Origin of the sequence: Anaerococcus hydrogenalis (genome assembly GCF_002871895.1) — a bacterium.
Lineage (GTDB): Bacteria > Bacillota > Clostridia > Tissierellales > Peptoniphilaceae > Anaerococcus > Anaerococcus hydrogenalis.
In genome coordinates, this window is record NZ_PNHP01000002.1 from 116,230 (window position 1) to 142,504 (window position 26,275).

26 protein-coding genes and 1 pseudogene are annotated in these 26,275 nt (G+C 31.5%); 2 read left to right on the top strand and 25 right to left on the bottom strand.

Features of this window, described 5'->3' with window-relative positions; all coding sequences use genetic code 11:
- Positions 1-79 precede the first annotated feature (79 nt).
- From CJ192_RS03555 to CJ192_RS03615, 13 genes are all read right to left on the bottom strand, one after another.
- Positions 80-496 carry a DUF1492 domain-containing protein gene (locus CJ192_RS03555; protein ID WP_102197799.1) on the bottom strand — a complete coding sequence of 139 codons (417 nt, stop codon included), beginning with the start codon at positions 494-496 and terminating at the stop codon, positions 80-82.
- Positions 497-589: 93 nt separating this feature from the next.
- Positions 590-1,936, bottom strand: coding sequence for a DEAD/DEAH box helicase (locus CJ192_RS03560; RefSeq protein ID WP_102197800.1), 1,347 nt, complete (start codon positions 1,934-1,936; stop codon positions 590-592).
- Positions 1,937-2,218 (bottom strand): VRR-NUC domain-containing protein, encoded by a 282-nt coding sequence (locus tag CJ192_RS03565; protein WP_102197801.1) that lies wholly within the window; start codon positions 2,216-2,218, stop codon positions 1,937-1,939.
- A 137-nt stretch (positions 2,219-2,355) separates the two neighbouring features.
- Complete coding sequence (locus tag CJ192_RS03570; protein WP_102197802.1) at positions 2,356-4,584, bottom strand: phage/plasmid primase, P4 family; 2,229 nt, start codon at positions 4,582-4,584, stop codon at positions 2,356-2,358.
- Positions 4,581-4,907, bottom strand: coding sequence for a DUF7768 domain-containing protein (locus tag CJ192_RS03575; RefSeq protein ID WP_180960883.1), 327 nt, complete (start codon positions 4,905-4,907; stop codon positions 4,581-4,583). Before CJ192_RS03575 ends, CJ192_RS03570 begins: the two co-directional genes overlap by 4 nt.
- Positions 4,908-4,920: 13 nt before the next feature.
- Entirely contained in the window at positions 4,921-6,852 is a 1,932-nt protein-coding gene (locus CJ192_RS03580) for a DNA polymerase (protein WP_102197804.1), read from the bottom strand.
- Complete coding sequence (locus CJ192_RS03585; protein ID WP_102197805.1) at positions 6,827-7,048, bottom strand: hypothetical protein; 222 nt, start codon at positions 7,046-7,048, stop codon at positions 6,827-6,829. Before CJ192_RS03585 ends, CJ192_RS03580 begins: the two co-directional genes overlap by 26 nt.
- Before the next feature lie 9 nt (positions 7,049-7,057).
- A complete protein-coding gene (locus tag CJ192_RS03590; RefSeq protein ID WP_102197806.1) occupies positions 7,058-7,609 on the bottom strand; it encodes a DUF2815 family protein in 552 nt (183 codons plus the stop codon).
- 1 nt (position 7,610) lies between these two features.
- Positions 7,611-8,723, bottom strand: coding sequence for a DUF2800 domain-containing protein (locus tag CJ192_RS03595; protein ID WP_102197807.1), 1,113 nt, complete (start codon positions 8,721-8,723; stop codon positions 7,611-7,613).
- A complete protein-coding gene (locus tag CJ192_RS03600; protein ID WP_102197808.1) occupies positions 8,723-9,022 on the bottom strand; it encodes a hypothetical protein in 300 nt (99 codons plus the stop codon). Before CJ192_RS03600 ends, CJ192_RS03595 begins: the two co-directional genes overlap by 1 nt.
- Positions 8,964-9,215 carry a hypothetical protein gene (locus CJ192_RS03605; RefSeq protein WP_065735283.1) on the bottom strand — a complete coding sequence of 84 codons (252 nt, stop codon included), beginning with the start codon at positions 9,213-9,215 and terminating at the stop codon, positions 8,964-8,966. Before CJ192_RS03605 ends, CJ192_RS03600 begins: the two co-directional genes overlap by 59 nt.
- A gap of 85 nt (positions 9,216-9,300) precedes the next feature.
- Positions 9,301-9,888: an RNA polymerase sigma factor gene (locus tag CJ192_RS03610; protein WP_102197809.1), complete on the bottom strand. Its 588-nt coding sequence runs from the start codon at positions 9,886-9,888 to the stop codon at positions 9,301-9,303.
- A 261-nt stretch (positions 9,889-10,149) separates the two neighbouring features.
- Positions 10,150-10,374, bottom strand: a complete 225-nt coding sequence (locus CJ192_RS03615) for a hypothetical protein (RefSeq protein WP_102197810.1) — start codon at positions 10,372-10,374, stop codon at positions 10,150-10,152.
- Positions 10,375-10,555: 181 nt separating this feature from the next.
- Here CJ192_RS03615 and CJ192_RS03620 point away from each other — a divergent pair, with 181 nt between their 5' ends.
- Entirely contained in the window at positions 10,556-10,903 is a 348-nt protein-coding gene (locus CJ192_RS03620) for a helix-turn-helix domain-containing protein (protein ID WP_102197811.1), read from the top strand.
- A gap of 50 nt (positions 10,904-10,953) precedes the next feature.
- Entirely contained in the window at positions 10,954-12,198 is a 1,245-nt protein-coding gene (locus tag CJ192_RS03625) for an ImmA/IrrE family metallo-endopeptidase (protein ID WP_146001767.1), read from the top strand.
- Between the two features lie 219 nt (positions 12,199-12,417).
- Here the strand turns inward: CJ192_RS03625 and CJ192_RS03630 are convergent, their stop codons facing one another.
- From CJ192_RS03630 to CJ192_RS03675, 12 genes and pseudogenes are all read right to left on the bottom strand, one after another.
- Positions 12,418-14,205 (bottom strand): recombinase family protein, encoded by a 1,788-nt coding sequence (locus tag CJ192_RS03630; RefSeq protein WP_102197813.1) that lies wholly within the window; start codon positions 14,203-14,205, stop codon positions 12,418-12,420.
- A 55-nt stretch (positions 14,206-14,260) separates the two neighbouring features.
- Positions 14,261-14,398, bottom strand: a complete 138-nt coding sequence (locus tag CJ192_RS09285; protein ID WP_180960884.1) for a hypothetical protein — start codon at positions 14,396-14,398, stop codon at positions 14,261-14,263.
- A 389-nt stretch (positions 14,399-14,787) separates the two neighbouring features.
- Positions 14,788-16,179 (bottom strand): ABC transporter ATP-binding protein, encoded by a 1,392-nt coding sequence (locus CJ192_RS03635; RefSeq protein ID WP_102197814.1) that lies wholly within the window; start codon positions 16,177-16,179, stop codon positions 14,788-14,790.
- On the bottom strand, positions 16,176-16,904 hold the full coding sequence (locus CJ192_RS03640; RefSeq protein WP_036755849.1) for an energy-coupling factor transporter transmembrane component T: 729 nt from the start codon (positions 16,902-16,904) through the stop codon (positions 16,176-16,178). The genes CJ192_RS03635 and CJ192_RS03640 overlap by 4 nt, the downstream gene beginning before the upstream one ends.
- Positions 16,904-17,494 carry an MptD family putative ECF transporter S component gene (locus tag CJ192_RS03645; RefSeq protein ID WP_102197815.1) on the bottom strand — a complete coding sequence of 197 codons (591 nt, stop codon included), beginning with the start codon at positions 17,492-17,494 and terminating at the stop codon, positions 16,904-16,906. The genes CJ192_RS03640 and CJ192_RS03645 overlap by 1 nt, the downstream gene beginning before the upstream one ends.
- A 25-nt stretch (positions 17,495-17,519) precedes the next feature.
- A complete protein-coding gene (locus CJ192_RS03650) occupies positions 17,520-19,244 on the bottom strand; it encodes an ABC transporter ATP-binding protein (protein ID WP_102197816.1) in 1,725 nt (574 codons plus the stop codon).
- Complete coding sequence (locus tag CJ192_RS03655) at positions 19,241-21,010, bottom strand: ABC transporter ATP-binding protein (protein WP_102197817.1); 1,770 nt, start codon at positions 21,008-21,010, stop codon at positions 19,241-19,243. Before CJ192_RS03655 ends, CJ192_RS03650 begins: the two co-directional genes overlap by 4 nt.
- A 107-nt stretch (positions 21,011-21,117) precedes the next feature.
- Positions 21,118-21,732, bottom strand: coding sequence for a TetR/AcrR family transcriptional regulator (locus CJ192_RS03660; RefSeq protein ID WP_071125856.1), 615 nt, complete (start codon positions 21,730-21,732; stop codon positions 21,118-21,120).
- A gap of 227 nt (positions 21,733-21,959) precedes the next feature.
- Positions 21,960-22,124, bottom strand: a pseudogene (locus CJ192_RS09445) (sigma-70 family RNA polymerase sigma factor); the annotation flags it as partial.
- A 9-nt stretch (positions 22,125-22,133) separates the two neighbouring features.
- A complete protein-coding gene (locus CJ192_RS03665) occupies positions 22,134-23,870 on the bottom strand; it encodes an ABC transporter ATP-binding protein (RefSeq protein ID WP_004827283.1) in 1,737 nt (578 codons plus the stop codon).
- On the bottom strand, positions 23,863-25,581 hold the full coding sequence (locus CJ192_RS03670) for an ABC transporter ATP-binding protein (RefSeq protein WP_036755840.1): 1,719 nt from the start codon (positions 25,579-25,581) through the stop codon (positions 23,863-23,865). Before CJ192_RS03670 ends, CJ192_RS03665 begins: the two co-directional genes overlap by 8 nt.
- Before the next feature lie 4 nt (positions 25,582-25,585).
- Positions 25,586-26,182 carry a TetR/AcrR family transcriptional regulator gene (locus CJ192_RS03675; protein WP_004827281.1) on the bottom strand — a complete coding sequence of 199 codons (597 nt, stop codon included), beginning with the start codon at positions 26,180-26,182 and terminating at the stop codon, positions 25,586-25,588.
- Positions 26,183-26,275 lie beyond the last annotated feature (93 nt).

Genomic DNA, 26,275 nt, shown 5'->3' on the forward strand with positions numbered 1-26,275 from the left:
AAATCTCCAAGGCTCTTTTAATTATTCTTTTGCTATTTTAACTATACTACAACTACTTACTCTCATTCTATCAACTTTACTACATAGATTTAATCGGAATAGAAATCTTTCCTAGTGCATTTCTATGGACATTAAAACAGTACTGAATTGAGTAATTCATATCTACTGCAATCTGCTCCCAAGTATTAAAACAAAGATATCTTTTTTCAAGCACTGTTTGTTCCTCTTTATCTTTTAATTCAAAAATCGAATTAGCTATTTCCTTCTTCAAGTCTACCAAATTATCTATATCCCTATTAATCTCTTCTTGGAGATCTATAATCTTAACAATAGTATCTTCAAGTTTTGATGGTCCTCTATTAGGACTCTTAGGCATATCTGATAAGGTCGATGTAGCTTTTGTTGCTAGAGCGTTGAGTGATTCAACTTGCTCCAGCTTTGAGTTTATTCTCTTGTCTAAATAAAAAGCTTGTTTTAAATATTCTTTTGCGTTCATTTCTTACCTCCATAATTTTTTGAGGTAAGTTCTCCATAGAACTCCTGCTCGTATATTAAGCTTATCAAATGTTCTTAGTGACATTCTATGACATTAACTCTCCAGATTTGCTTTTACTGCATCAATGAGTGCAGCTTGTGCCTTGTTCTTATTTTCTAATGCTTTCATCACGTCTTCATCAATAGTTCCTTTAGATAAGATATGATGAATTACAACTGTTTCTTTCTGACCCTGCCTATATAGTCTGGCATTGGTTTGTTCATAAAGTTCTAAGGACCAAGTAAGAGAAAACCAAATAAGTGTTGAGCCACCTGCTTGTAGGTTTAATCCATGACCAGCAGATGCTGGATGAATAATGGCAACTGGAAACTTACCTTGATTCCATTCTTTAAAGTCCTTACTTGTCTTAAGTTCTCTTACATCAAACCTATCTTTTATTCTTTTCAAATCTGACTTATACCAATAGGCTATTAGAACAGGTTTACCATTTGCACCCTCTATTAAATCTTCTAAAACATCAAGCTTTCTATCATGAATATGAATCATATTTTTATCTTCATCATAAACTGAGCCTGATGCCATTTGCAATAACTTATTAGAAAGGGCTGCAGCATTTACTGCATCTATATCTTTATCCTTAATACTAACAACCAAGTCTTTTTTTAAGGTTTCATAGATATCTCTTTCTTTATCTGATAGATTTACAAAGACTTCATTGTTTATCTTCTCTGGCATTTTTAGGTAATCTTCAGCTTTCATAGATACTGTGATATCTGATATCTTTTCATAGATTGCATCTTCAGCAAAAGGCAGTGGTTTGTAGGAATAAATGATTGGTCCATTTCTCTTATCTGGTTTGAAGTATATTTCCCTGTACTGACCAATGAATCTTCCAAGTCTCTCTCCCATATCAAGGAGTCTAAACTCAGCCCACAAATCCATTAGTCCGTTAGATGATGGAGTTCCAGTAAGACCAACTATTCTTTTTACCATTGGTCTAACTTTCATCAAGGATTTAAACCTCTTTGACCTATGAGATTTAAAAGATGATAGTTCATCAATTACAATCATATCGTAGTTAAATGGTAATTCGCTCTTATTTATTAACCAGTCTACATTTTCCCTATTGATTAGATAAATATCTGACTGCTCATTTAATGCTTTTATTCTTTCTTTTTCACTACCTATTACTACTGAATATTTTAATATATCAAAGTGGGACCACTTTTCTATCTCTTCCTTCCAAGTATCCCTAGCAACCCTTAGTGGTGCTATGATTAAAACTTTAGATATTTCAAAAGAATCAAATAGTAAGTCTTTTATAGCTGATAAGCTTATAACCGTCTTACCGAGACCCATGTCCAATAGAAGTGCAGATTCTTCATTTTCTTTTATAAATTCAGTTGCATATTGTTGGTATTTATGTGGAGTGTATTCCAATTAGTCACCTCCAATCCTCTTTATTATTTCATCAATGTTTTCTTTGGTATCAAGAACATAAACCTTAAAACCTAAGTTTTTAAATTGTCTTATTCTTTTTTTCTGAATTGGTCTTGGTTCTCCTCCAGGTCTTTTTGTTTCCACAAATCCTATCTTTCCTTTAGGTAGAAGTATTATCCTATCTGGTATTCCCGTCATTGAAGGAGATGTAAATTTAAGACAAAGACCTCCATGGATTTTTACCTTATCGACTAAGGCTTTTTCTATTTCGTTTTCTAGCATTGATATTTCAACCTTTCTAGTGATTGTGTGAAGGTCTCGAAGGTCTCTTCTATAACCTTTATATATATACTAATTTTAATTTTATTACTATATAAAAGTTATATATATGACCTTCGAGACTTGCACAATGTCTAAATTTACACAAAGTCACTTTTTAATTTTAACCCCTGAATCTTAATTCCATCACGGAGTTTCACTCTATTAAATCCATTGGATGAAAGAGCAGAATAAAAATCAGTTGTTGACCTTACATAGTCACCAATTCTTAGACAATAGGCCCTATATTCTCGATAGACTTCTCCAGATTTTTCTTCAAATGATGAATCAATCTCGCAACACTCATTTAAGAAATGCTTGAACCAGTTATTTGATTCTTTATATTCATTGATGGCATCAGCCACTTTTTTAGGTAGGCTGAATTTAAAATCTTCATCAATAGCTTTTTTAGCACCCTCGATTAACCACTTAAGAACTGCTCCCCCAGCCTTATCTACTAAATAATCAGTGTAGTTTTTAATATCACTACTTCTCTCTATTTTTGCCTCAAAAGGAATTACAATAAGCCTTCTCCAAGTACCTTCATCTAAAGCTCCCACCCTTGGTAAATGGTTAGTATATAGGACAAGGGTATGAGAGGGTATGAACTTGAATGGATCTCGATATTTTTTCTCTGCTACAATTTCATCTGTAGAACAAAGCTGTTTTACATTTGAAGTATTTAGTCTTAATCCTTCTTGAAGTTCTGCTGCAATTAAAAGTCTTTTGCCTCTTGTTTCAGCAAGTTCTGGTTTAGCATTTCTCTTAGAATTAACAGTAAGAATATCTGCTGAGATTGACCCACTATATAAGTTTAGAACTCTTGAGATAGTATTCCAAAATGTGGACTTTCCATTTCTTCCATCACCATAAGCTATAATTAGAGCCTCAATATAGACCTTTCCGATTAGAGAAATACCAGCCACTTTCTGCACGTATTCTATAAGTTCACTATCTTTTACAAAAAATGTATCTAAGGCATCAAGCCATATATCCATATTTTCATCACTTGGATCTACAGATGTTTCTTTGGTTATATAGTCTTCTGCCTTATGCTCTCTACATTCTCCAGTTTTTAAATTAACTGTAAAGGATGGAGTATTTAACAAGAACTCATCCGTATCAAGGTCTCTTTGGTCTATTTCAAGCATTGGCTTTGATTCTTTTAATGTTGCATGGATGGCTCTGGTGTCCCCTCGCTTTACAGCATATTTCTTATATGCCTCAAGCAAAGTTAATTTATAATAAATAGATTTTTGATTTTTATCAAAAACCTCCATTGCCTTTTTCTCACTCATTGAGGCCATAATATCTCTAACTCCTGATTCCTTAATGTCTTCATCCATTTTTAGAAACTCGTTGTCTATTTCTGCTAGTTGCTTTAGAACCAATTCTTGAGAATATTCTTGTGCTTTTAGTTCAGATTCCTCCCAATAAGAATCATTGTAAACAAGAAACCCTGTAGAAGGAGAAAAGCGAATTCTATCTTTGTATTCCCTAACAAATACTTCTGCTTGACCTATGTCTGAAAATTCTGACGGTCTTAAATTTATGCCTTCAGTATATTCTTCAGGTGGAACATAATCTTCACTTGCAGCTACCTTTTTATAGAATTTGCAAGCAGACCTCCATATTTGTTCTAGTTCATCATCTGGGAGTGGTGGTGAGCAAAGACTAGCTTTTTTATCAAATAGTTCTCTCGCCTCATCTGTATTTCCATATCGAACTAGAACCCTACCTGCAAAATGGTTCATAGTTGAATTTCTAGAGCCTTGCTGAATCAAGTCTTGAGAGTTATCGAAGTCTTCAAAGTCATCTTTTAGAATTTCTGTTACATATTTCCTTCCCCTAACTATTTCAACAGCAGGATTCTTAACTCCAAAGAAAAACCTCGCTCCATCTAAGGCATTACCATCAAAGAAAGTATAAGTCTCCGCTAAGCTTTCTTTTATTCCTACATATTCAGCTAAATTTGTGATCTTAGGAATTGGAAAATATATGTGCATTCTTGGTCTTGCAGCTTTTCCATTTTTTTCTTTTCTATGGTTTCTGCTGTAAACTATGGCAAATTTAACTCCATCAAATATTCTCTTTAAATCGTTAGTTGAAATCCAATCATCTGGATTTTCTGAATGGTCGTTGTCTATATCCATGGGAACACATTCTGACTCTATAAAATTATCATTGGACCTGTAGGAATTTTTATACTTAGCCATTACATGGTCAAAACTTGCAGCTTTCACAAAAGACCTAACATCTACTGCATTAAACTCATTTGGATAAACACAATTTGACTCCACTCCTATTAAATTCGAGGTATATATCTTCAATTAGGCACCTCCTTTATAAAGCGAATCTTCATTTTTCTCTTCTCAGCAATCTTTATTTCTTCAGCCATTCCAGTACTTATATAGTCACCAAAGACCCAGACTTCTTCACATTTTCCTAAAAGAACATAATTAAAATGCATAGCAAGTCTTCTTTCACTTTCATCACTCATAAACTGAGGAAATAACAGATGTGGTGCGATGGGAATATTTCCTTCATCTAAAGCATAGCGAGAATACTTCTGTGCCTTGATTACATTATTTTCTACATCTCCAGAAAATAGACTGCAGATATATACCAAGGGATAGTATTTAGTTTTTTTCATTAGGCTACCTCCATTAATCTTTCTTATAAAATTCACTTTCAAATCCATCTGCATCTAGAATAAGTCCAGGTGCCCAACTAGGAACTATGGACATAATTTGATTTACTTCCTTGATACTAGATGAATCACTTTCTATAACAACTTCGTCATGAATATGCATGACGATATTAAATCCTTTTTCCTCAAGTCTCGTCATAGCCTCAGCTAAAATATCTCTTGCTATTGCTTGAACTATATTCTCTACAAATTTTCCACCATAGGATTCAATCTTGTCCCATTTATTTCCAACTACGATTCCTTGATATACAATTGATTCTCCACCAAATCGATTCATCCCTATCTTTGCCTTTGGATAAGCAAGCCTTCTTTTTGAAGGTAGTTCTATAAATAGAATGCCTTTTTCATAGCTAATAACTAAATTCTTGTATTTTTCTTCAGTTCTAGTCTTTACGACTCTTTTTACTACAGAATCAATATCCCACCAAAGACTAACTATATTTGGATTTGCCTCTCGCCAGGAGTCGACTATTGATTGAAGTTCATCTTCAGATAAACCCATCTCAATACCCCCCATTGCTTTTAGAGCACCTAAGGCTCCTTGATAACCACAGGCTAAAGTCGCTATCTTTCCTTTTTGTCTAAGGTGACCATTTACTCCATGCTTTTCAACTGGGACGCCAAACATCCTCGATGCTGTTCTGCAATAGATATCTTCTCCATTTTCAAAGGCATCTAGCACCCATTGTTCTCCTGCAAGCCATGCTAGAACACGGGCCTCTATTGCTGAAAAGTCTGAAATAATAAACCTGGTGTCTTCTTTTGCTATAAAGGCTGTCCTTATTAGTTGGGATAAAATATCAGAAGGAGATTCATAGAGAATTTCCATAGTTTCATAATCTCTATTTTTTACAAGACTCCTAGCAAGTTCTAAATCCTTTAGATTGTTTCTCCTTAGGTTTTGAACTTGAATAAGCCTTCCTGAATATCTCCCAGTTCTACTTGCTCCATAAAATTGGATCAGACCCCTTGCTCGATTATCTTTTCCTTTTACATTTTTCATAGCATCATATTTTCTAACTGAAGACTTAGATAATTCCTGTCTAAGTTCCAGTACTTCTTTAATATCTCCTTCAGCATTTTTAAGAGCAGACTCTACATCTTTTTTAGCTAAGGAATCTATCTCTAAGCCTTTTTTATTAAGCCATTCTTTTAGCTGTAAGGGAGAGTTTGGATTTTCAAGACCAGTTAGTTCTATGGCTCTATCCATATTTTCATCTCGTAAGATTTCATCAAATTTAATAGCTGAATCAACTAAAACTTCATCAATCAAAATCCCTCTATCATTGATGTTCTGATCTATCCAGTAATTTTCCCATTCTGATTGAGGCATAGGAAAGGCTGATAGTTTTTTCTTTATCTCCATTTCTGTTTCTACATCTCTTTTGTTGTATTCATTAAATATAGACCACTTTTCCAAATCATGATGTGGTAAATTTCTTGTCCTCATACCATTGGCCTTAGTTGGTTTACAAGGAATAGAAAAATATCTTATAAGAGCCTTGCCTTCATTCATCTTTTGCTTATCAAGTTTTAAAACCTCTCCGACTTTTTCAAGCGATAGGGGGAGACCAAGATAGGCTGACCAAATCATAGTGCAGTACCAACCTTTTGGATTTAGCCTTTCACCAAGAAATCTTGAGAGGCACACCCTTTCAAAGTTTGCATTAAAAGCCCACTTTTCTATACTTTCATCACTAAATGCTGATAATATTTCTTCAGGAATAATCTCTCCATTTGCTAAATCTATAACCTGGACTTTCTGATCATTTAATGAATATGCAAAGAGGAGGATTTCAAAATCCTCACTCTCGGCATATTTGTATACACCACTTTTTCCTAAATCAACTGAAGAATAGGTTTCAAGATCTATGGATATTCTCTTCATAGTTATCACTTAATTCTTCTAATAGCCTCTTACATTCCTTAACTTCACGTTTAATATCTTCTATTCCAAATTGTATTTTTCTATATATTTCTCTAATTCTTGTATTTGATTCTTTTAGCTCAGCTTGAACATAACCAAACTTATACCAAACAAATGCCCAAACACCTAATATAGACGCTGTTATAAAATATTCCATTTCTACCTCCTATGCCAAGAAATCTTCATCATCATCTTCCATAGCATCGAAGTCATCTGCTGCATTAGACCTATTTCCTAGAGGTTGTCCATCTCTAAGTTTTTGAATATTTCCAAGGCCCACGGCCACTCCTTTATTGCCATTTACATTGTAGGCATAGAAGTTAAGAGATACCCTTGCATAAACTCCAGAATAAACTTCGCTCCTATCTAGGATTGGTTCTACATTTCTATCTACAATTTGAGGTGCTGTCATAGAGTTGGCATTTAAGAAGTATGCATCTGCATAAGCCTCATCATCTTTTTCTGTATCACCATCCCTTAATGGAAGTTTGATGGCTCTTTTATTTGGTTTCTTTCCATTAAATTTAGAAAGTCCTTCATCAATAGCAGCATCAACTGCTTTTTCAATTTTTTCGATTGTCTTTTGGTCACTCTTTGGAATTATGACCGATACTGAGTATCTTTCTTTGCCACCATTGATTGACTTTGGTTCCCAAACATTCGCATAGCTTAATCTAACTTCACCTGTAATTACTTTTGTTTTATTGATATTTGACATATTATTTACCTCCGAATTCTTCTTTAACATTGTCAATTTTTACTTCTTCTCGCTTGTCATCAATACTTACTAATGTCAACTTTCCTTTTGGCTTTTCTAATAATTCAGTAATATTTTCATCAAAGACTTTCTTACCTAATAACTTAGTCATAGCTGTGATGCCAAGTAATTTTTCTTCAAATGGATTGAATCCCAGTTCTTTTACTTTTTTGATAACTTCATCTTCATTTACATATTTTCTATTTGACCTACCTTCGACAAGTTTTAGGTCCTTCCATCTATGACCATTCATTGCTTTTTCTAAAGCATAGGCCTTTATATCTTTGGTCCATTGTTCCAGTTCATCTAATTTGGGTAGAATCTCTTCAATTTCATCATCCGATAGTTCTGGTGGTAGGGTAAATTCTTCTTGTGCTAGTTTTAGGTTCTCTTCTGCTCTTTTTCTGCATTTGTTCTTTGCTTTGCAGAAGATACACCATTCTCCACAAGAGAATTCCCCATGTCCTTTATAGGCTTTCTCAGCAATCTCTCGTACATATTCTCCCCACTTATAAAGTTCTGTCTTTTTAATTTCATAAGTTGATATATTACACCTTCTTGGTTGATAGATATGAAAATTTACTTTCTCAATATCATAAATTCCATCAAAGAGAATTAGAGCACCAAGTCCATATAACATGAGTTGAGTATTTTCCCTGGCATCTACTAAAAGTCCTTGACCGTATTTTAAGTCAATTACATGCAGGTCTTCTCCTCCAACTACTACACAGTCAGCTGTACCAAAGGACTCCTTAACATATTCTGATAGGTCAAGCCTTTCTTCCACAAAGACGGCTGGGCTTTCGTATCTACTTATAACTTCTGTTACATATGATGCATATCCTTCGGTTAACTCATCCATTTCTTCATCATAAAAATCTAAATCCTCTGTTGGGTCTTTAGTATCTAAACCTAATAACTTCTTTAGTTTATATTCTGCTAAGGCATGAGCTGAGGTGCCTTCAAGTGCATAGGGACTAACTTCATCTTCGTATTTTTGAGAGAGCCTAACGCTTGGCGGACAGTGAATCCATCTATTAGAAGATGATGCTGATAAAATAGCATGATCGCCCATTACAACTTCTCCACATCTGCTACCAAGCCTTTATAGTTACTTGGTTCAATCTTAGATAACTTTTTAGCTCCATACTTTTCTAAGAGTTCTCTTATCTTTGCTGTATGTCCTAATCTTGATTTGTCGGCTAGTATCTTTCTAACATCTTCAATCTCATAGGTCTTTTCGTTTTGTTTTACTTCCTCTCCCTCTTTAGGAACTTCCTCATCACTTTCTAAAGCTGTGAGAAGGACACCTATACTAGATGCAAGATTCTCTGCATCTTCTTTGATTTCCATTAGTAGCTTTATTCTTGACATCTTTTTCTCCTTTCTCGATTTCTCTAACGTCCACTGAATCAACTGTCATCCCAGGGTCTAATAGATAAATTTGTCTGTAGCCTCCAAACAAAAATTTTATTAATCTGTTTGGAATTTTTCCGACTGCACCTTTAAGGACATTTGTCTTTTGTCCTTTCTCATTTGTTACATTGATGATTATTTTGTGCCTCATGTTTGCCTCCTTTCTGAAAGGGTCATCTCCCTTACAAATCACAGGCAAAGAAAAAGGACGAGTTTTTAACCTCGTCCTAAAATATTTAAAAATTATTTTTAATTGTCTCTTTTGCTTTGTCCAAATGTTTCTTAACCCCAGCTGAAGATATGTTCATTAAATCTGCAATTTCTGACTGCTTGTATGCGTCTACATACATCAACTTGATTACTAATCGCTGTTTATCCGTTAATAAAGAAAGTATATCTTCCATATGCTCCGACCATTCAAATTCTTCATTCATGTCTTTGGATTTAATAGTTGCTATTAATCTTTTATCTGGATCAATATCCCCATCGTTATCGAAATCAAGAGATAAGTTATAATTTCTTGGGAATCTTTCCTCTACTTCTCCTTTTAACAAATCCTCATTAGGTTCATATCCATGACTCTTTTTAAAGTCGCTTATAAATTCTTGTTTCCACGCATCTATTTCAGCTTTCTCTTCTTTAGTTCGTTCAGGTCTTAGATTCTTATTGTTATAGTAAACTTCACTGTCATCTAAAGCATGTAGTTTTTTGATATCTATTTCTGTAATTCCATCTTTTCCTGGTTCTAATTCCACTTTTGTTTCATCTGCAAACCTATAAACATACATGGTTCTTTCATCAGATCTAGTCTTTCTAATTTTCAAAATATTCCTCGCTTTCTTCCCTGATAGCAAGGAGCGAGAAATACGAATTTTACCTACAGTTTATGGAGCATAGTTGTCTTTCACCTAAAAAAGGCCATAAGAAACTAGAGGTACTCCATATACTTCTTTCAAAATTGATTGAAATTAGTTTATGTATGTATCTCACGCCCTTATAGCTAATCAGGCTTGATGTAATTTGTAATAAAAAAAGCCTAATTCATCCGTTAAGATAAATTAGGCCGTCTTGCAGCTCTTAAAAATTTACGCTGATTTTTTGTAACTCTTTATGTCGTACTCTGTTTTATCTATTCTTTTAACTAAGGTGATACATCCACCTCTAGCTAGTTGAATACTTTGTCCGACTTCAAGTCTAACTTTAATTTCTTGTTTTTTATAGATATTTTGTAATATCCCAGTTTCCGATTCAATTTTACAAATAAGTTTATTATTTGCATCTTTTACTTCTTGAATTTCTTTAATAGGCATCTTCCTTTCTTTTATATTTTAGCTTGCGGTAGAATAACTTCTACATTAATGTTGATTTAATGGAACGTACAACTTAAAAAAAATATAAGCTATCTCGTTCCATCTATTCAACACAAATTATACCACACGTGTTGATTATGTGCAACACTTGTGCTATAATATTATTATAAGGAGGAAGTTTATGAAAGACACTTTGGGAAAAGTTATATCCAATAGACGTGAAGAGCTAGGAATCTCTCAGCGTGAACTGGCAAAAAAAGTAAAAATTAGTAATTCTACTGTTTCGAGAATTGAAAATGATGATAAAATCACTCCAGATAATAACACTCTTAAGGCTATATCTGAAGTTCTACAAGTCGACTATAACTATCTGCTTGCCTTAAATAAGCAAATAGATGATGAACCAGAAATTCGTATTATTCAGAGAGCAGCAAGAAACATGGATCAAGGAAAAAAAGAAGAGATGTTAAAGGTATTAAAGCAGCATTTTGAAGAAGAATTTGGTAGCGCAGATGGAGATATGCAATAGTGAGGTATACTCCAGATTATAAGATTTCCCTAGAGAAATCATATGAATTATTGGAAGATGCAGATATCTCTGAAATTCCTGTTGATTTAAATAAAATTATTGATTGCTTTAGCAATGAAATCAGTGTAAAAACTTACTCTGAATACATGAATGATGCTAACTGTTCTTTACAGGATGTGATTGATTTTTTCGATAGTGATTTAGGTGCCTGTAGTTATAGGCACGATACAAATAAGTATATTATTTATTATAATGACGTGGATAAAACTGAGAACTGGATTAGATTTACCATCGCTCATGAACTAGGACATATTTTTATTGGTCATCACCAAATGTATGGTGTTGATGTTCTATCCAGAAAGGGTGTTGGTAAACATAAATACGAAGAACTTGAAAAAGAAGCAAATAATTTTGCTAGAAATTTACTAACACCTGCACCACTTGCTGAACAAGTTGTAGCATTTGAAAAAAAGGAAAATCCTTCTACGCTTTCTAGTTTATTTGAAATTACTTATAATGCTGCAGAAGTAAGATTAAAATATATATCAAGAGATTTAAGAGATTTTTCTAATTCTATGTTAGCTTTTTTCAAAAACACATTTAATCCTCTGAGTATATATTGCCCTGAATGTGGTGTTGAACACGAAAAAGGAAAAAACTATTGTGCTAATTGTGGCTCTAAATCTTTAGCTTTTGGATTTAAATATAAGCGTTTATCTGATAGTAACAATTCTATTAAGTATAGTACTTGTATTATATGTGGTCATAAAAACTTTAATCGTCATGCAAAATTTTGTCCTATATGTGGGGTTCCTATATATAACTCTTGTTCTGATAACAAGGATCACGAAGTTAGACTAACTGATTATTACTGCTCAACATGTGGAAGTCCCACTACAATGAAAGATTATATTAAAGAGATTACAGAAAAAAGAGGTGAACGAGATATGCTTTATGAAGATGGTGTAGAATTTGATGAATCAACAATGAAAGTAAAAATTTGTCCTAAATGTGGAAACGAAGAATTTAGTGATAATGCATTATTTTGCAAAATATGTGGAACGAACTTATATAATGATTGTGAAGGAATTCACACTCAGAGTTTTAATAGTTTTGATGATATTGGTGAAATACATCATAACCCAAGTAATGCCAGATACTGCGAAACTTGTGGGGCTAAAACAAGATTTTTTATAGATGGAATCTTATGCGAACACAGTGAATACAATAAAGATTTTACTGATGATTCTAATTCAGGATTTGACTTTTCAAGTGATGATCAGATTCCTTTCTAACTAAAAGAACTAGCCTATTTATTTTTGGCTAGCTCTTTTTTTTAATATATTTTATATGTCTATTCTGTCCACTCTCCTATAAATATCTATCTTGTCTACACACCTCTACAATTTTTACTATTAATATGTTCCCAAAAGGTGTTTTCCAAATAGAAAAATGGCTTTTAAGATTTTTTAAAAAATCCTAAAAGCCATTGATTTCAAAAGTTTTATAGCTTGTTATTCTATTTCCTTGACATCAATGCTATAGTCTCCACGTGCGTTGTCTTTTGATTGGGAACATAATTTTTTATCCTCGTCATTCTTGTAGGAACACAATTTATTAATGTCATTGTCTTTGGCATTTTTTCTTTTATCTTTAAAGTTATTAGAATCTTGACTATCTTTAACTCCTGTTTTGAAATAGAATGTTAAATCATATGGATGAACTGTTCCGTCTTTGTCAATTCTACCCACCACAACTTTATCAACTATGCTTTCAAATACTGTTCTGTTAAATTCCTCTATAATTTCTTTATTTTCTAAGACCTTTTTAAATTGCTTTAATCTTTCTTTAATAGAGTCTTCATCTTTTATCGTTAGTTCCAGTGTTTTCTTTTCATCAAGTAATTCTTCTTTTTGTTTTGTAAGTTTTTTATACTTTTTAGCATAAACTTCTTCGTCTATACTATCTTCTAAATGAAGATCAACTAACTTTCTTTCTTGACTAATGATTCTATTTAATTGGTTTTCTATCTTTTTCAGATCCTTGACTAAAGTATTATCATTTATTTCTTCTTCAATAATTTTTAAAAAGTCATCTATTATTGTTGAATCTGCATGGCATAATTGCCTATAACTTTCAACAAATGCTTTTTCTATTGCTGCTTCTTGTATTCCTTTTGAATGAGGGCAATATTTTTTACCTTTTTTTGTTGATTTTACACATTGCCAGTTAATTTTTTTATAAATTGAACTAGTGTGCCATGTTCTTCTTGAAAGTATTTCACCACAAAATCCACATTCCAGCATACTTGAAAAAGCGTATTGTCTTGATAGTTTTTCTCTTTTTCTATCCTTATTAGCAATGGTGTTTCTGTTTTGTGCTCTTCTAAGTCTGATCTCCTGTGCCTTTTCAAAATCTTCTTTTGATATAATTGGCTCGTGATGATTTTCAATGTGGTATTTATCAGATTCACCAAAGTTTGCTAGTCTTCTTTTTGTTATGGGATCAACTGTGAAGGTCTTTCCCATTAGTATATCGCCAATATACTTTTCATTTTTAATTATTCCTAACACTGTAGTGTCAGACCATTTTGTTTTACCTCTAGGGGTGAGATATCCTTGCTCTTCTAGTTCCCTGCCAATGACTGAACCACCATTACCCTCTAAATATCTTTTAAAGATGTATCTGACAATTTTGGCTTCTTCTTCATTTATAGAGATAGTTTTTGTTGCAGGGTCATAATCGTATCCAAGACAACCTTGAAAACCAATAAGTTCACCTTTTTCCATTTTCATTTTCAGTCCTTTTTTCACATGGGCTGAGGTATTTTCTACTTCTTGTTGAGCTACTGAACTTAATATTGTTAATAGTAACTCTCCATCCATTGTCAAAGTATCTATATTTTCTTCTTCAAATACTACACCAACATTGTTTTCCTTTAATAGTCTTACATACTTTAAGGTATCTAATGTATTTCTAGCAAATCTTGATATAGATTTAGTAATTATCATGTCTATATCTCCATTTTGGCAATCACTTATTAGTCTCATGAAATCTGCTCTTTTAGTAGCAGTCGTTCCTGTTGTGGCTTCATCTGCATATATACCAGCTAAAGTCCAGTTCTTATTATTTTTTATTAGATTTGTGTAATAATCAACTTGCGATTTATATGATTCAAGTTGGTCTTTACTATCTGTACTTACTCGACAATATGCTGCAACACGTTTTAAATCTAAATCTAGTGCATTTCTATTTCTTGCTCCAGTATTTGAAGCTTTTATTACTTTTACTTTAGTATTCATTTTACCTCCTTCCCATTTTGTATCTTTCTACAGTGTTATTATATCACAAGATTAACTACTTTCTATTCATCTTCTTATAATCATTTTCTAATCTGTTCTTAATTTTTGTATATTCCTTATCATTAATTAATTTGAGATCATAAAGTCTACATAACATAGCAACTCTCATGCTATAAACTTTTATTGCTTGCATTTTAACCTCCTATGTAAGTTGATTTTTTTACCATGGTTAGTGGATTAAATTTGAAATATACTAATCTCACATAAGTATTTTCAAGAATATTCACACTTCAAAGTATTTTGATTTTTATAAAAAGATGACAAAATACCCCTCACCTTATATAGTGAAATTTGACCTCTTTGGTAACCTGAATTTTTATTTTTTATAGTATTTTTGAGTTTCAATGATTAATTTAAGCATAAAAAAATGAGGACTTATGCTACTAGGCATAAATCCTCTAAATTGAAAAAATATTATAAAATTTATTTTATGGAATATTATAAAAAATACTATTCACAACTTCTCGTTTTTCTTGCGTTTTTATCATATGTCCCTCTTGTAATTTACTAATGTATGCATTTTCATAAATAAGTGAAATCAATCACTTTATCACAAACTGACTCTAAAAACTCAACATCATGGGATATTATTAAAATCAACTTATCTTCTTCTTTTACTTTCTTTATGTTTTTAGCTACTATTTTCATATTTCTATAGTCCAATCCACTGGTTGGTTCATCGAAAAATAGAATTTTCTTGTCTGATAGTAAAGCTGATAAGATAATTACTCTCTGTTTTTGTCCTCCTGACAAGGTGTGAGGATTCCTATCACTGATATTTTTTAACTCCATATCTTTTAACCAAGTATCTAAAGCATTAACATCTTTAATATTTGATGTTAATACTATTTCATCTTTGACAGTGTCCGTGAATAACTGACAGTTCACTTCCTGCATAATAAGCAGGCTCTCATTTAGCCTACTTTTTATATTTAAATTCTCATCATCTTTTAAAATTTTACCTTTATTTTCTTTGTATAAGCCACATATAATTTTTGCTAATGTAGACTTCCCAATTCCATTTTCTCCAACAATCCCAATAATATTCCCATAGCAAAAATTAAGATCCTCAATGGACAAAATTATTTTGGTATTTCTTTTGAATATTAGATCTTTTAGCACTAATAAAGTCCCTTTATTTGAAGTTTCAATATCATCAAATCTTTCAATAGCTTTATAATCAGAATGCCTAAGTCCTGTTCTTATTCGTTCATCTTCACTTAGATTTTCAATTTCATCCATACTATATTCTCTGATGATTTTTCCATCCTCTAAGTATATTGCTCTATCAACAATGTCTTTTAAATACCACAACCTGTGTTCTGCAATAATAATAGTTTTTCCTAAAGATTTAAGCTTTTTTATTGTAAGCGATAATTCTTTCATTGACTCTATGTCTAAGCTTGAAGATGGTTCATCAAGAATAAATATCTCAGGATTTAATGCGTAAATGCTTGCTATAGCAATCTTCTGCTTTTCTCCTCCAGAAAGATTGAATATATTTTTATTCATCAAGTTTTCAAGATGAAGCTCTTTTTCAACTTCTTCAATCCTTTTGTTAATTACTTCTCTTTCTATTCCGTAATTTTCTAAACCAAAAGCAATTTCATCGGTTGTATTGGTTGTATAAAACTGTGTTTTAGGATTTTGAAAAACCGAGCCTACATTATTAGATAATTTATAAATTGGTGTGGTAAATGTATTCATACCATTGACCATAACACTGCCAGAAATGTCCCCATCATAAAACTCAGGTATTATGCCATTCATAAGCTTTAATAGAGTGGACTTTCCACAACCACTCCTACCACATAGAAGAATGCATTCCCCTTTTTTGATTTTCAAGTTTATATCTTTTAATGAGTAATCAGATCCTCCCTTATACTTAAAACTTAATTCTCTAATTTCAATCATAAATCCCACCCTGATACTTTCATAAATATTACTATTGATAAAATTAAAATCATAAGAATTAGAACACCAATATCATTTTTTCTAAACTTAATTAGGTGTCTACTTGTTTTGTTAACAGGAGCATCGAGTCCCCTTATAATGGCTGATTGAGAGAGCTCATCCCCAATTTCTATCACACTTACGAATAATGGCACAAAAAAATATTCCATAATTAATGTTGGTCTTCTTGTTAAATTGATTAAGTTAAAATTAATTCCTCGAGTTTTCATCGCCATATTTATATGACTCCATTCGTCTTTAATCGTAGGCAAACATCTAAATATTACAGAAATCATTATGAGCGAGTCTTTTGGAAGTTTTAATTTTTGTAAAGTTGCTACTGCACTGGAAACAGATGTGGAATTTAAAATCCATTTACCCACGATAATACATGGCAGAAACTTTCTTCCAATTGCCAAGATAAATAAAATTAAATTCAAAAGAAAATTCATATTAAAATAGGCTAAAGATTTTTCCAATACTACACTTATTACAAAAAATAAAATATACCTTATAGTGGATTTTTTATAGCCATCGCTAATAATAATGACAAGGAAAAATAATGTAATAAGGCTTTGATAGATCCAATCAAACCCTAAAAAAATTAAAATATTCGCACCTATAAGCAAGATAAGTTTTGTTCTGAGGTCATATTTTGACCCCAGAACAAACTTTGAATTTTCCATTATAAAACTCCTGCGGATTCCAACTTTTTATTTAGTATTTTCTTTGTAAAATAAGAACCAATCAAAGAGAATATAAATGTTCCTATAATCATAACTGGTAACATCCATATTGGTGTCCATGCTCTTACTGTGTTACAAAAGCTTTGATCTAATTTACCTTTTATTAAACTTTCAAAAAATGCTTCTCTCATAAGCCAAATTGGTAAGAATCCTCCAAATAAGTTTAGAGAAAAAAACATATGACTAATTGTATTTTTCTTAAAGTCTGTATAATTTCCACCTTTTGCTATCAACATAGCAATTATTCCGGCAGGCACTGCCACTAATGGTGCAATTGGAATATGTCCAGTTGCAACTAATAAAATACTTGGTAAAGTAGCTGCGATTACAATAGCAGTAGCTGACTTTGTCTTTGCAAGAAGCATATGATAGGTTGGTGCAGCAAATAGTGCTACAAGCATAGGCATTAGTAAAAATAAAACAGGGACTGGCATAGATATTGCCCCAATGACTGCATATGTTACTAAGTAAAGTGCAATCAAAACACCGGCTGTAACTGCATTTTTTGATGATTTCTTTTGTGTTTTCATAAATTTCCTCCTTTAAAATTGATTGTTACTGTACAATCTTCCATTCTTTAGACTTTTCTTGATAATTCCATAAGTCTTTATATAGTCCTTCATTTTTAATAAGTTCTTCATGCTTCCCAACTTCCTCTACCTTTCCTTTGTCTAAAACAACAATTTTATCAGCTCCCATTACGCTTCTTAATTTATGGGCTACAACCACAACTGTTTTATTTTTAATTAAATTTGATATGGCTTCCTGTATAATAAGTTCATTTTCAGGATCAAGCGAAGATGTTGCTTCATCAAGTAGTATTATTGGGGCATTTTTTAATATTGCTCTCGCTATTGATATTCTTTGTTTCTCACCTCCAGACAGAGTCGCTCCTCCTTGTCCAATCATAGTGTCAAATCCATCATCTTTTTTGACTATAAAGTCATAAGCTCCTGCCATTTTTGCAGCATTCATGATTTCATCTTTACTTGCATCTTCATTTCCAAATTTTATATTGTTATAAATTGTGTCTTTAAAAAGATACACATCTTGAAAAACAACAGAAAATTTATCCATTAATTTATCAGGGTCGGCTGTTAGCAAATCCACTCCACCAATTTTAATTGTCCCTTCATTAGGATCATAAAATCTGGAAATTAATTTAATTAGTGTAGATTTTCCAGAGCCAGAGTAACCAACAAAAGCAGTTAATTCATTTTCATTAATGTCTAGTGAAACATTATTGATAACCTTAGATTCCTTGTAAGAAAATGAAACATCGTGGATTTCAATTTTGTTGCTTTCGTTTACATCGGAATTTCCTGACATAGGTTTAGCGTTAAGTAAGTTAATGATTCTCTCTCCTGAAACTGATGCCGTTTGTAGACCTGTATAATTTACAAGTGCAAGCTCCAAGGGATCAAAAATCCTTGTGCCTACAAATAAGAACATTAAAAATGTATCAATTTCCAAAGATCCATTTATAAATAAATAGGAACCAACTAAACTCATCAAAGGAAGTCCTATTCTTAAAATCATACTTGCTATAGTAGTTAATGAACCAACCCCTTTCTCACTCTTAATATTTGCATTTCTTGAGTTATCTATATCTTCTTCAAGTTTTGTTAATGTATCATCTAAGCTGTTATAAGCTTTTAGAGTCTTAATGGCATCCAAATATTCATTTATATCTTCTTCCTCTTTTATCCTCATTTTCTTTGTTTTTAAATAAATTTGTTTCTGAAAGTTTTGCATGAGTGTAAGAAGTAGAACAGAAATAGGTAGTCCTATAAGTGTTGCTATTCCCATTTTTACATTAATTATCAAAAATAATATCGAGCAAAGAATCGCTACACATATACCACTGAAAAATTGAGGTAATTGATGCGTTACTGCCGTTTCAACTTTGAAAAAATCATTCATTAATGTATCTAAGATCTCCGCTGAACTTTTTCCTGAAATATAACCTATCGGCAATTTTCTTATGTGGTCTGCAAGCTCTATTCTTCCATCTGCACTTGTCTTGTATCCAAGTTCATAGGTATATTTTGTGGCTAAATTTTCCAATAAGAATGTTATTAAGAAAAATACTGCCATTATCCCAAAATACTTCCATAAAAGGCTCGTATCTATACTATCTGCACCTCTATTTAAAAATAGTGTTTCTACAATTTTCGCCAAAGCAATAAATGGTATAAGGTTGGAAATAGATGCCAAAACATTTAAAATAATTGATTTTCTTATATTATTCATCTTTCCTAATGTAATATTTCTTATCATTCATTCTCACTCCCTTCTATGTCCATTTGCCAAATATTTGTCTTCTTATAAATATCAAAGAGTCGCTTATATATTCCATCTGCAACGATTAAATCTTCATGCTTACCTCTTTCTGCAATTTTTCCATCAGATATTACTAAAATTTGATTTGCATGCTCTATGGTATTTAACCTATGAGCAATCATAATAACCGTCTTATCCTTAACCAATTCAGATAAAGCTTCCTGCATAAGATATTCATTTTCAGAGTCTGCAAAACTTGTTGCCTCGTCTAATACTAATATTGGTGCGTCCTTTAAAATCGCTCTTGCTACGGCAATACGTTGTTTCTCTCCTCCAGATAAATAAGTTCCTTTACCCAAAACTGTGTCATATCCTTCAGGAAGTTTTACAATAAAATCATGACATCTTGCCTTTTTACAAGCTTTTATGACATCTTCTTTTGTAGAACCTGTCTTTGCCATAGCAACATTATTGAAGACTGTATCTGTGATAAGATCACTGTCTTGAAAAACAAATGCTATCTTGTCCATTAAGGCGTTTATCGGAATATTTTTTATATTAACTCCACCGATTTTAATAGAACCTTCTGAAGGATCGTAAAATCTCGGTATTAGCGTTCCAATAGTAGATTTACCTGCTCCCGAATATCCAACTAATGCTGTAACTTCTCCTTGTTTAGCACAGAAGCTTATATTCTTTAAAACCTCTTCATTTCCATAAGAAAAGCTTACATTCTCAAATTCAAGATCATGACCTTTTATCTCTTCCTCACTATTTTCAATTGCAAATTCTTTTTGATCTATAATTTCGTAGATTCTCAAAACAACTTCATTTAGTAAATTCATTCCTTCTGCAAAATCTCTCAGTTTTAATGCAGGTACGCTAATGGCAGGTGCAAGAATCAAATAGAAAATAAAGACTGTAGCAAAATCCAAGTTATTATTTCGTGACATTAAAAGTATTCCTACTGGAACTATGAATGTAGCAACAGATAGAATAAACATTCTAAATGAGACAAATCCTGGTCTTATCATTGATGTCATCGAACTTGTAAAATCTCTATATTCTCCTACTGACTTTGAAAAAGTTTTAAATGATTTTATTCCCGTTCCAAATATTTTCACTTCCGGCATACCTTTAACGTATTCAGTAGTTGCTGAATTAATTTGATCCAAAATCACAAAGTTCTTCTCAAGTCCACCCGACTTTATAATCTTTGCCATGATTGCAATCTGAATTCCTAAACCGACAAATATAATTAACAAAGTCGTAAGACCTAATATTAAATTTATCTTCAACATAACAATTATCATTGCTAAAATTAGTACTAAAGTTGAAATTAAATTTGGTAATTGATGAGAAAAATATCCCTCAATTTGATTCATGTCCGATCCTAATACTTGCCTTATTTTTGACTTGTTGTCTCCAGTAAAAAATCCTAAAGGAAGATTCCCAATATGAAATAATATCTTCTTTTTTAAGTTAGCTATTAAAACATATGAAAACTTATGGCATAAAATACCGCCAATGTAAGTTAAGCAATATGACAATACCACTGCTGCAAGTCCATAGATGCAGAACTGTATTGTACTTTGTTCTAATTTTCCATATAAAAATAGAGATTTTATGACTTTGTATATCACCAAAATTGGACAAATACTTAATAGCATCCCAATACTAACAAATAATATTCCTCCTACAAGTTGTCCTTTTTTTATTTCACTATAGGAAATAATATCTTTGATTGATTTCTTCTTTTTCATCTAAAACATGCCTCCTTACCGAACGAGTTCGTTCATTTACCTTAAAACTAATACAAGGAAAACACCGTTGATGTTTCCCTTGTAAAATACTTATATTTTATTTTTCTCTACTGAGGTCTTTGAAATAGTTCGCTTATTATTCCAAAGGCTTCACTTGAATTTGTTTTGTTTTCTCCCTTAATAATATAGTCATTATATATTGTTCCAACAGCTCCGTATAAAATAAAAGCTGCAAAACTTCTCACATTTTCTCTGTTTATTCCCATATTATTTTCTATTTTTTTATTTTCAATTCCTTCAATTATAAACTCTGAATAGACATCTATAAATTTTCCAATGTAATGAATCAATTCCCATAGCCTGTACGAGTTATCTGTAATTGAATTCTCTTTTGAAAAATTATATCTAGTCGTGAACTGACCGATATCTTTTACTATAAGTTCTCTTAGAATTTTTATTCTTTCTTCGTAATCTATTTCCTTGTTTTGAAGGATACCTAACTTATTTTTTAATTTTTCATCAAAGTATGTTTCCATACACGCCAAGAAAATATCTTCTTTTGATTTGAAATAATAATAAAACATTCCCGGCGCTCCATTAACTTCTGCGAGAATATCTCTAACAGAAACTTTCTCATACCCATACTTTTCAAAAAGTCTGGATGCTATATTTATAAGTTCCTGTTTTCTTTCTTCTGGATCTTTTACATTTCTCTTTGCCAAAATCTCACCACCTATTGACCGACACTCGTTCTTTAATAAAGATTATCATTTTCTTATACTTTTGTCAATAGTGCCCTGAAATTATATTCTGAGTATGGTATAATTTTATTTACTATAAATAACACGCTTAACGCTTATAGTCTTAATTACACAATAACAGGGTCTGTAAATAATTTTGTGTATCAACCTAAATCCTGTTTAAAGGGTAATGGTTGATACATTTTTTATGCTTCAATCATCATTGGTGTAGCTACAACTTTTTCTACATCAACATTTTTATCTTCTAGATTATCTTCAAAATTCCCATATTGATTTAGGAACGAAAAAAAGAGCAAGTGGTTTTTCTTGTCCACCTGCTCTAAATATTTTTCATGTTCAGAGACTTTAAATATTTCTTCCTATCAATTATTTAATTTCCATGATTCCGCCTTAGTTTTTGCATTTATAAGGTCAGAATAAAGTCCATTATTTTTAATCAGTTCTTCATGATTACCACGTTCTACTATTTCTCCATCTTTTAAGACTAAAATCTGGTCAGCATTTCTAATTGTCTTTAGTCTATGAGCAATCATTATTACTGTCTTATTTTTTGTTAATGATTCTATTGCTTCTTTAAGCTTATCTTCATTTTCCGGGTCTATATTTGCTGTTGCTTCATCAAAGATTATGATGTCCGCGTCTTTTAGCATGGCTCTGGCTATGGAGATTCTTTGTTTTTCTCCACCAGATAGACTTGCTCCACCTTCCCCAATGATAGTGTTATATCCATCTGGTAAAGCTTCTATAAATTCATGACACCTTGCTTTTTTAGCAGCTTGAACTACTTCTTCATGGCTCGCATTTTGTTTTCCAAATTTTATATTGTTTTCAATTGTATCCTCAAATAGATATACATCTTGAAATACCATGGAAATTGAATTCATAAGGTTTTCTATCTTATAGTCCTTAATATTCTTTCCACCTATTAAAATTTCTCCAGAATTTACATCCCAAAATCTTGCTATAAGATTACAAAATGTTGTTTTACCAGATCCAGATGGTCCGACAATGGCAGTCATAGTATTTTCTTTTATCTCTGCTGATACATTTTTTAAAATTTGTCTATCATCATAAGAAAAGCTGACATTTTTAAATACAATATCATGATTTTTTATTGGCTCTGTAATACTTCCTTCTTTCATATCTTCCATATCATTTACATAAGAATAAGAATCTATTGCATTCTCAACCATTCTTAGCATAGCCATAGCAGAGCCAGATGTTATAAGCCCATCAAATATTACAAAACTTGCTATAAGTATCATAATAGTATTGACTATTTGACCATTTTCAACAAAATATAATTTTATTGAAATAAACAACATCAAACAAATTGTTATAGCTATTATGATTTTAGCTAATAAACTATATGGCATTATAGTTTTTTCTAAATCAAAAGAATATTCACTAGCACTATCAAAGCTCTTGTCAAGTTTTTTATTATTACTTCCTCGTAGATTATATGATTTTATAATTTGCATTCCTTGCAATGTTGATAAGACTTCTTTGGTAAGTGATACCTGAATCTCATGAATCTTATCTGCATTTTTACTTGACCTTTTTTGCATACGAGCAATGATCATTAAAAATACAATAGAACCAACTATTGCTACAATACCTACCTTATAAGAAAACAAAAATAAGGATAAGATAAAAACAATAGCATTAAGCATGCCACCGAAAACCATAATACACAAAGTTGGAACCCAAGTCTCTACATTATCTAAGTTAGTAGTCGCAATAGTTGTTAAATTTCCTAAACTTAAACTTGAGAAGAATCCCATGGGAACTTTTTTTATTTTTTCACCTAATTCAATTCTCTTGTGTCCAGCCATAAAATATCCGGCATGTGTTTGTTTGAGCATAGAGGAATTTTTTGAAATAATTACTCCGGCTATACTAATTAATAAAAATAAACTTGATATTCCTATTGTTTTAAAGCTTATATCCTTGTTTACTATCCCAAAAATCGCATAATAAATGGCTGCAAATTGTAGAGCATTAAAAATAGAACCGAAAAAATTAGCAAAGATTGATTTTTTTAGATACACTTGTTCTTCAATAGAAAAATTCCATATTTTTTTAAAAACACTAAGCATTTTCTTCTCCTTTCAAGGCAGTTTCCCAAAGATTGTGATAATCTTTTGATTCCTTCAAAAGCTCTTCATGACTTCCTTTACATGCAAGTTCTCCATTTTTAATTACAAATATATTATCTACATCTGTTATTGTCTTTAAACGATGGGCAATTATAATTAGAGTTTTCCCTTTGACAAGCTCTGATATTGCATCTTGAATCAAGGCTTCATTTTCAGGATCGATATAAGAGGTAGCCTCGTCTAAAATAACTATTGGAGCATTCTTTATCATAGCTCTTGCAATTGATATTCTTTGCCTTTCTCCTCCAGACAAATGTTTACCAGCTTCTCCTACTCTTGTATCATATCCATCTGACAACTTCATTATAAAATCATGGCAGGCTGCTTTCTTACATACTTCAATTATTTCCTCATCACTAGCATTTTTATTTCCTATTCTGATGTTATCTTTAATTGACATATCAAAAAGAAAATTATCTTGTGCTACATAGGAAATAACAGTAGATAACTTTTCAAGGGACATATCTTTAATATTTACATTTCCTATACTTATAGAACCACTATCTACATCCCAAAATCCTGAAATTAGTTTTGCAATAGTCGACTTTCCCGAACCCGATTCGCCTACTAAAGCATTCACACTTCCTTCTTCTATATTTATATTTATATTGTTTAGGACTTGCTTATCTTTTTCATAAGAAAAATCTACGTTTTTTATCTCTATATTATAATTTTTTATATCCAAATTTTCATTTTTATGAGATAATTCTCTCGCAGAAAGTATATTTTTAATCTCTTCGAAAATAGTTGACATTCTTCCAATATCATCTTCAAAAGTCATTACTCTCATAATATTTTGGATAGTCCCAAAAGAAAGGATTATCAATGTTAAAAATACACCACCATCTAGTGAACCATTCATACAGAAATATAAACCAAATGGTATAATTGTCAAAATACCAACTGGAGCAATAGACATACTTATCGCATAGTCTCTTGTATTTTCTCCCATCCAATCATAATAGTAATTTGCCTTTTTATACACATTGTCCCTGTATTTTCTATAAGATTTTTCGCCTTGATTAAATGTTTTAATAACCTCTATTCCATTTATATATTCAACCACGGAATTATTCATATCTTGGCCAATTTTAACTGCTTGTGGAAACTTTACCTTCATTCTTTTCATCGGCCCTGTCATAAAAAATCCACCAATAACTAATGGAATTAAAGATATTAAACTTAGTCTATAATCTAAAATTAACATGTAAACAAATAATATTATAGGTCCGATTAAATTAGCTGTCATCTCAGGTATCATATGAGCCAATGTTGTTTCAGTATTATCGACTTGATTTACAATTATGTCTTTTAACTTACCAGTAGATTCATTCAATATATCTCCTAATGGCATATTAAATAATTTTTCCATAAGGCTTTTTCTTATATCTCGTATTATTTTATAGGCTGTTTTATGAGAAATCATTGTTGACAAAAACATAAACACTTCTTTGATTATAAGACATGAAAGTATCAAGAAAATTTTATTTATATAGTAATAAAAATCTTGGCTACCATCAATTAATGATATAATCATCTTACTTAGAATAATATATACAAAAAGATTTGAAATTACTCCAAGTATTGCAAACAAGACAGAAATAAAATATGGTGCTTTATTTCTCTTAATGTATTTTTTTAATAGATCCATAAATTTAACTCCTTTCATCATCTTTTTTCATTACATTTATAAAATAAGTCTCTATCATTTCAGTTAGATATATCTTATTTTTTGTAAAATTCTCACGTGCATTCAAAATTTCGCAAGCCATCAATCCAGAATTCATAATATTAATCATAAATTCAAATGTTTCATCAGAAGGTAACACGTTAAACAAAGTAGAAAACAATTCTTTAAATACTTGTATGGACTCTTTTTTTATTTTCACATATAATTCTTTCAGATCATCATTTTCTTTTAACTCACATAAAAACATAACATAAAGCTTTACATAATCATTATCTGCAAGTATCTTGTCTATAATCATTCTTGAAAACAACTGTGGACTTAATATTAATCCTTCATCATAAATTGATTTTTGAATAATATCTTTTCTATTTAAATTACCTTCCATCATAATGTCGTATAAGATTTCATGCGTAGAACCATAATGATGATACAAGCCACCTCTAGAAAGTCCAGTAGCTTCCATAATGTCATTCATAACTGTATTTCTAAATCCCTTATCCAAAAAGACTTTAATAGCTGCTTGTCTAATCTGCTTTTTTCTTTCATCAGCTTCCATTTTCATTTCATAAATAACCTCCAAACCGACACTCTTGTCGGTATTATTGTATCAACTCTGATAATCATTGTCAATAGCTTCGCTTATACTTCTTTATTA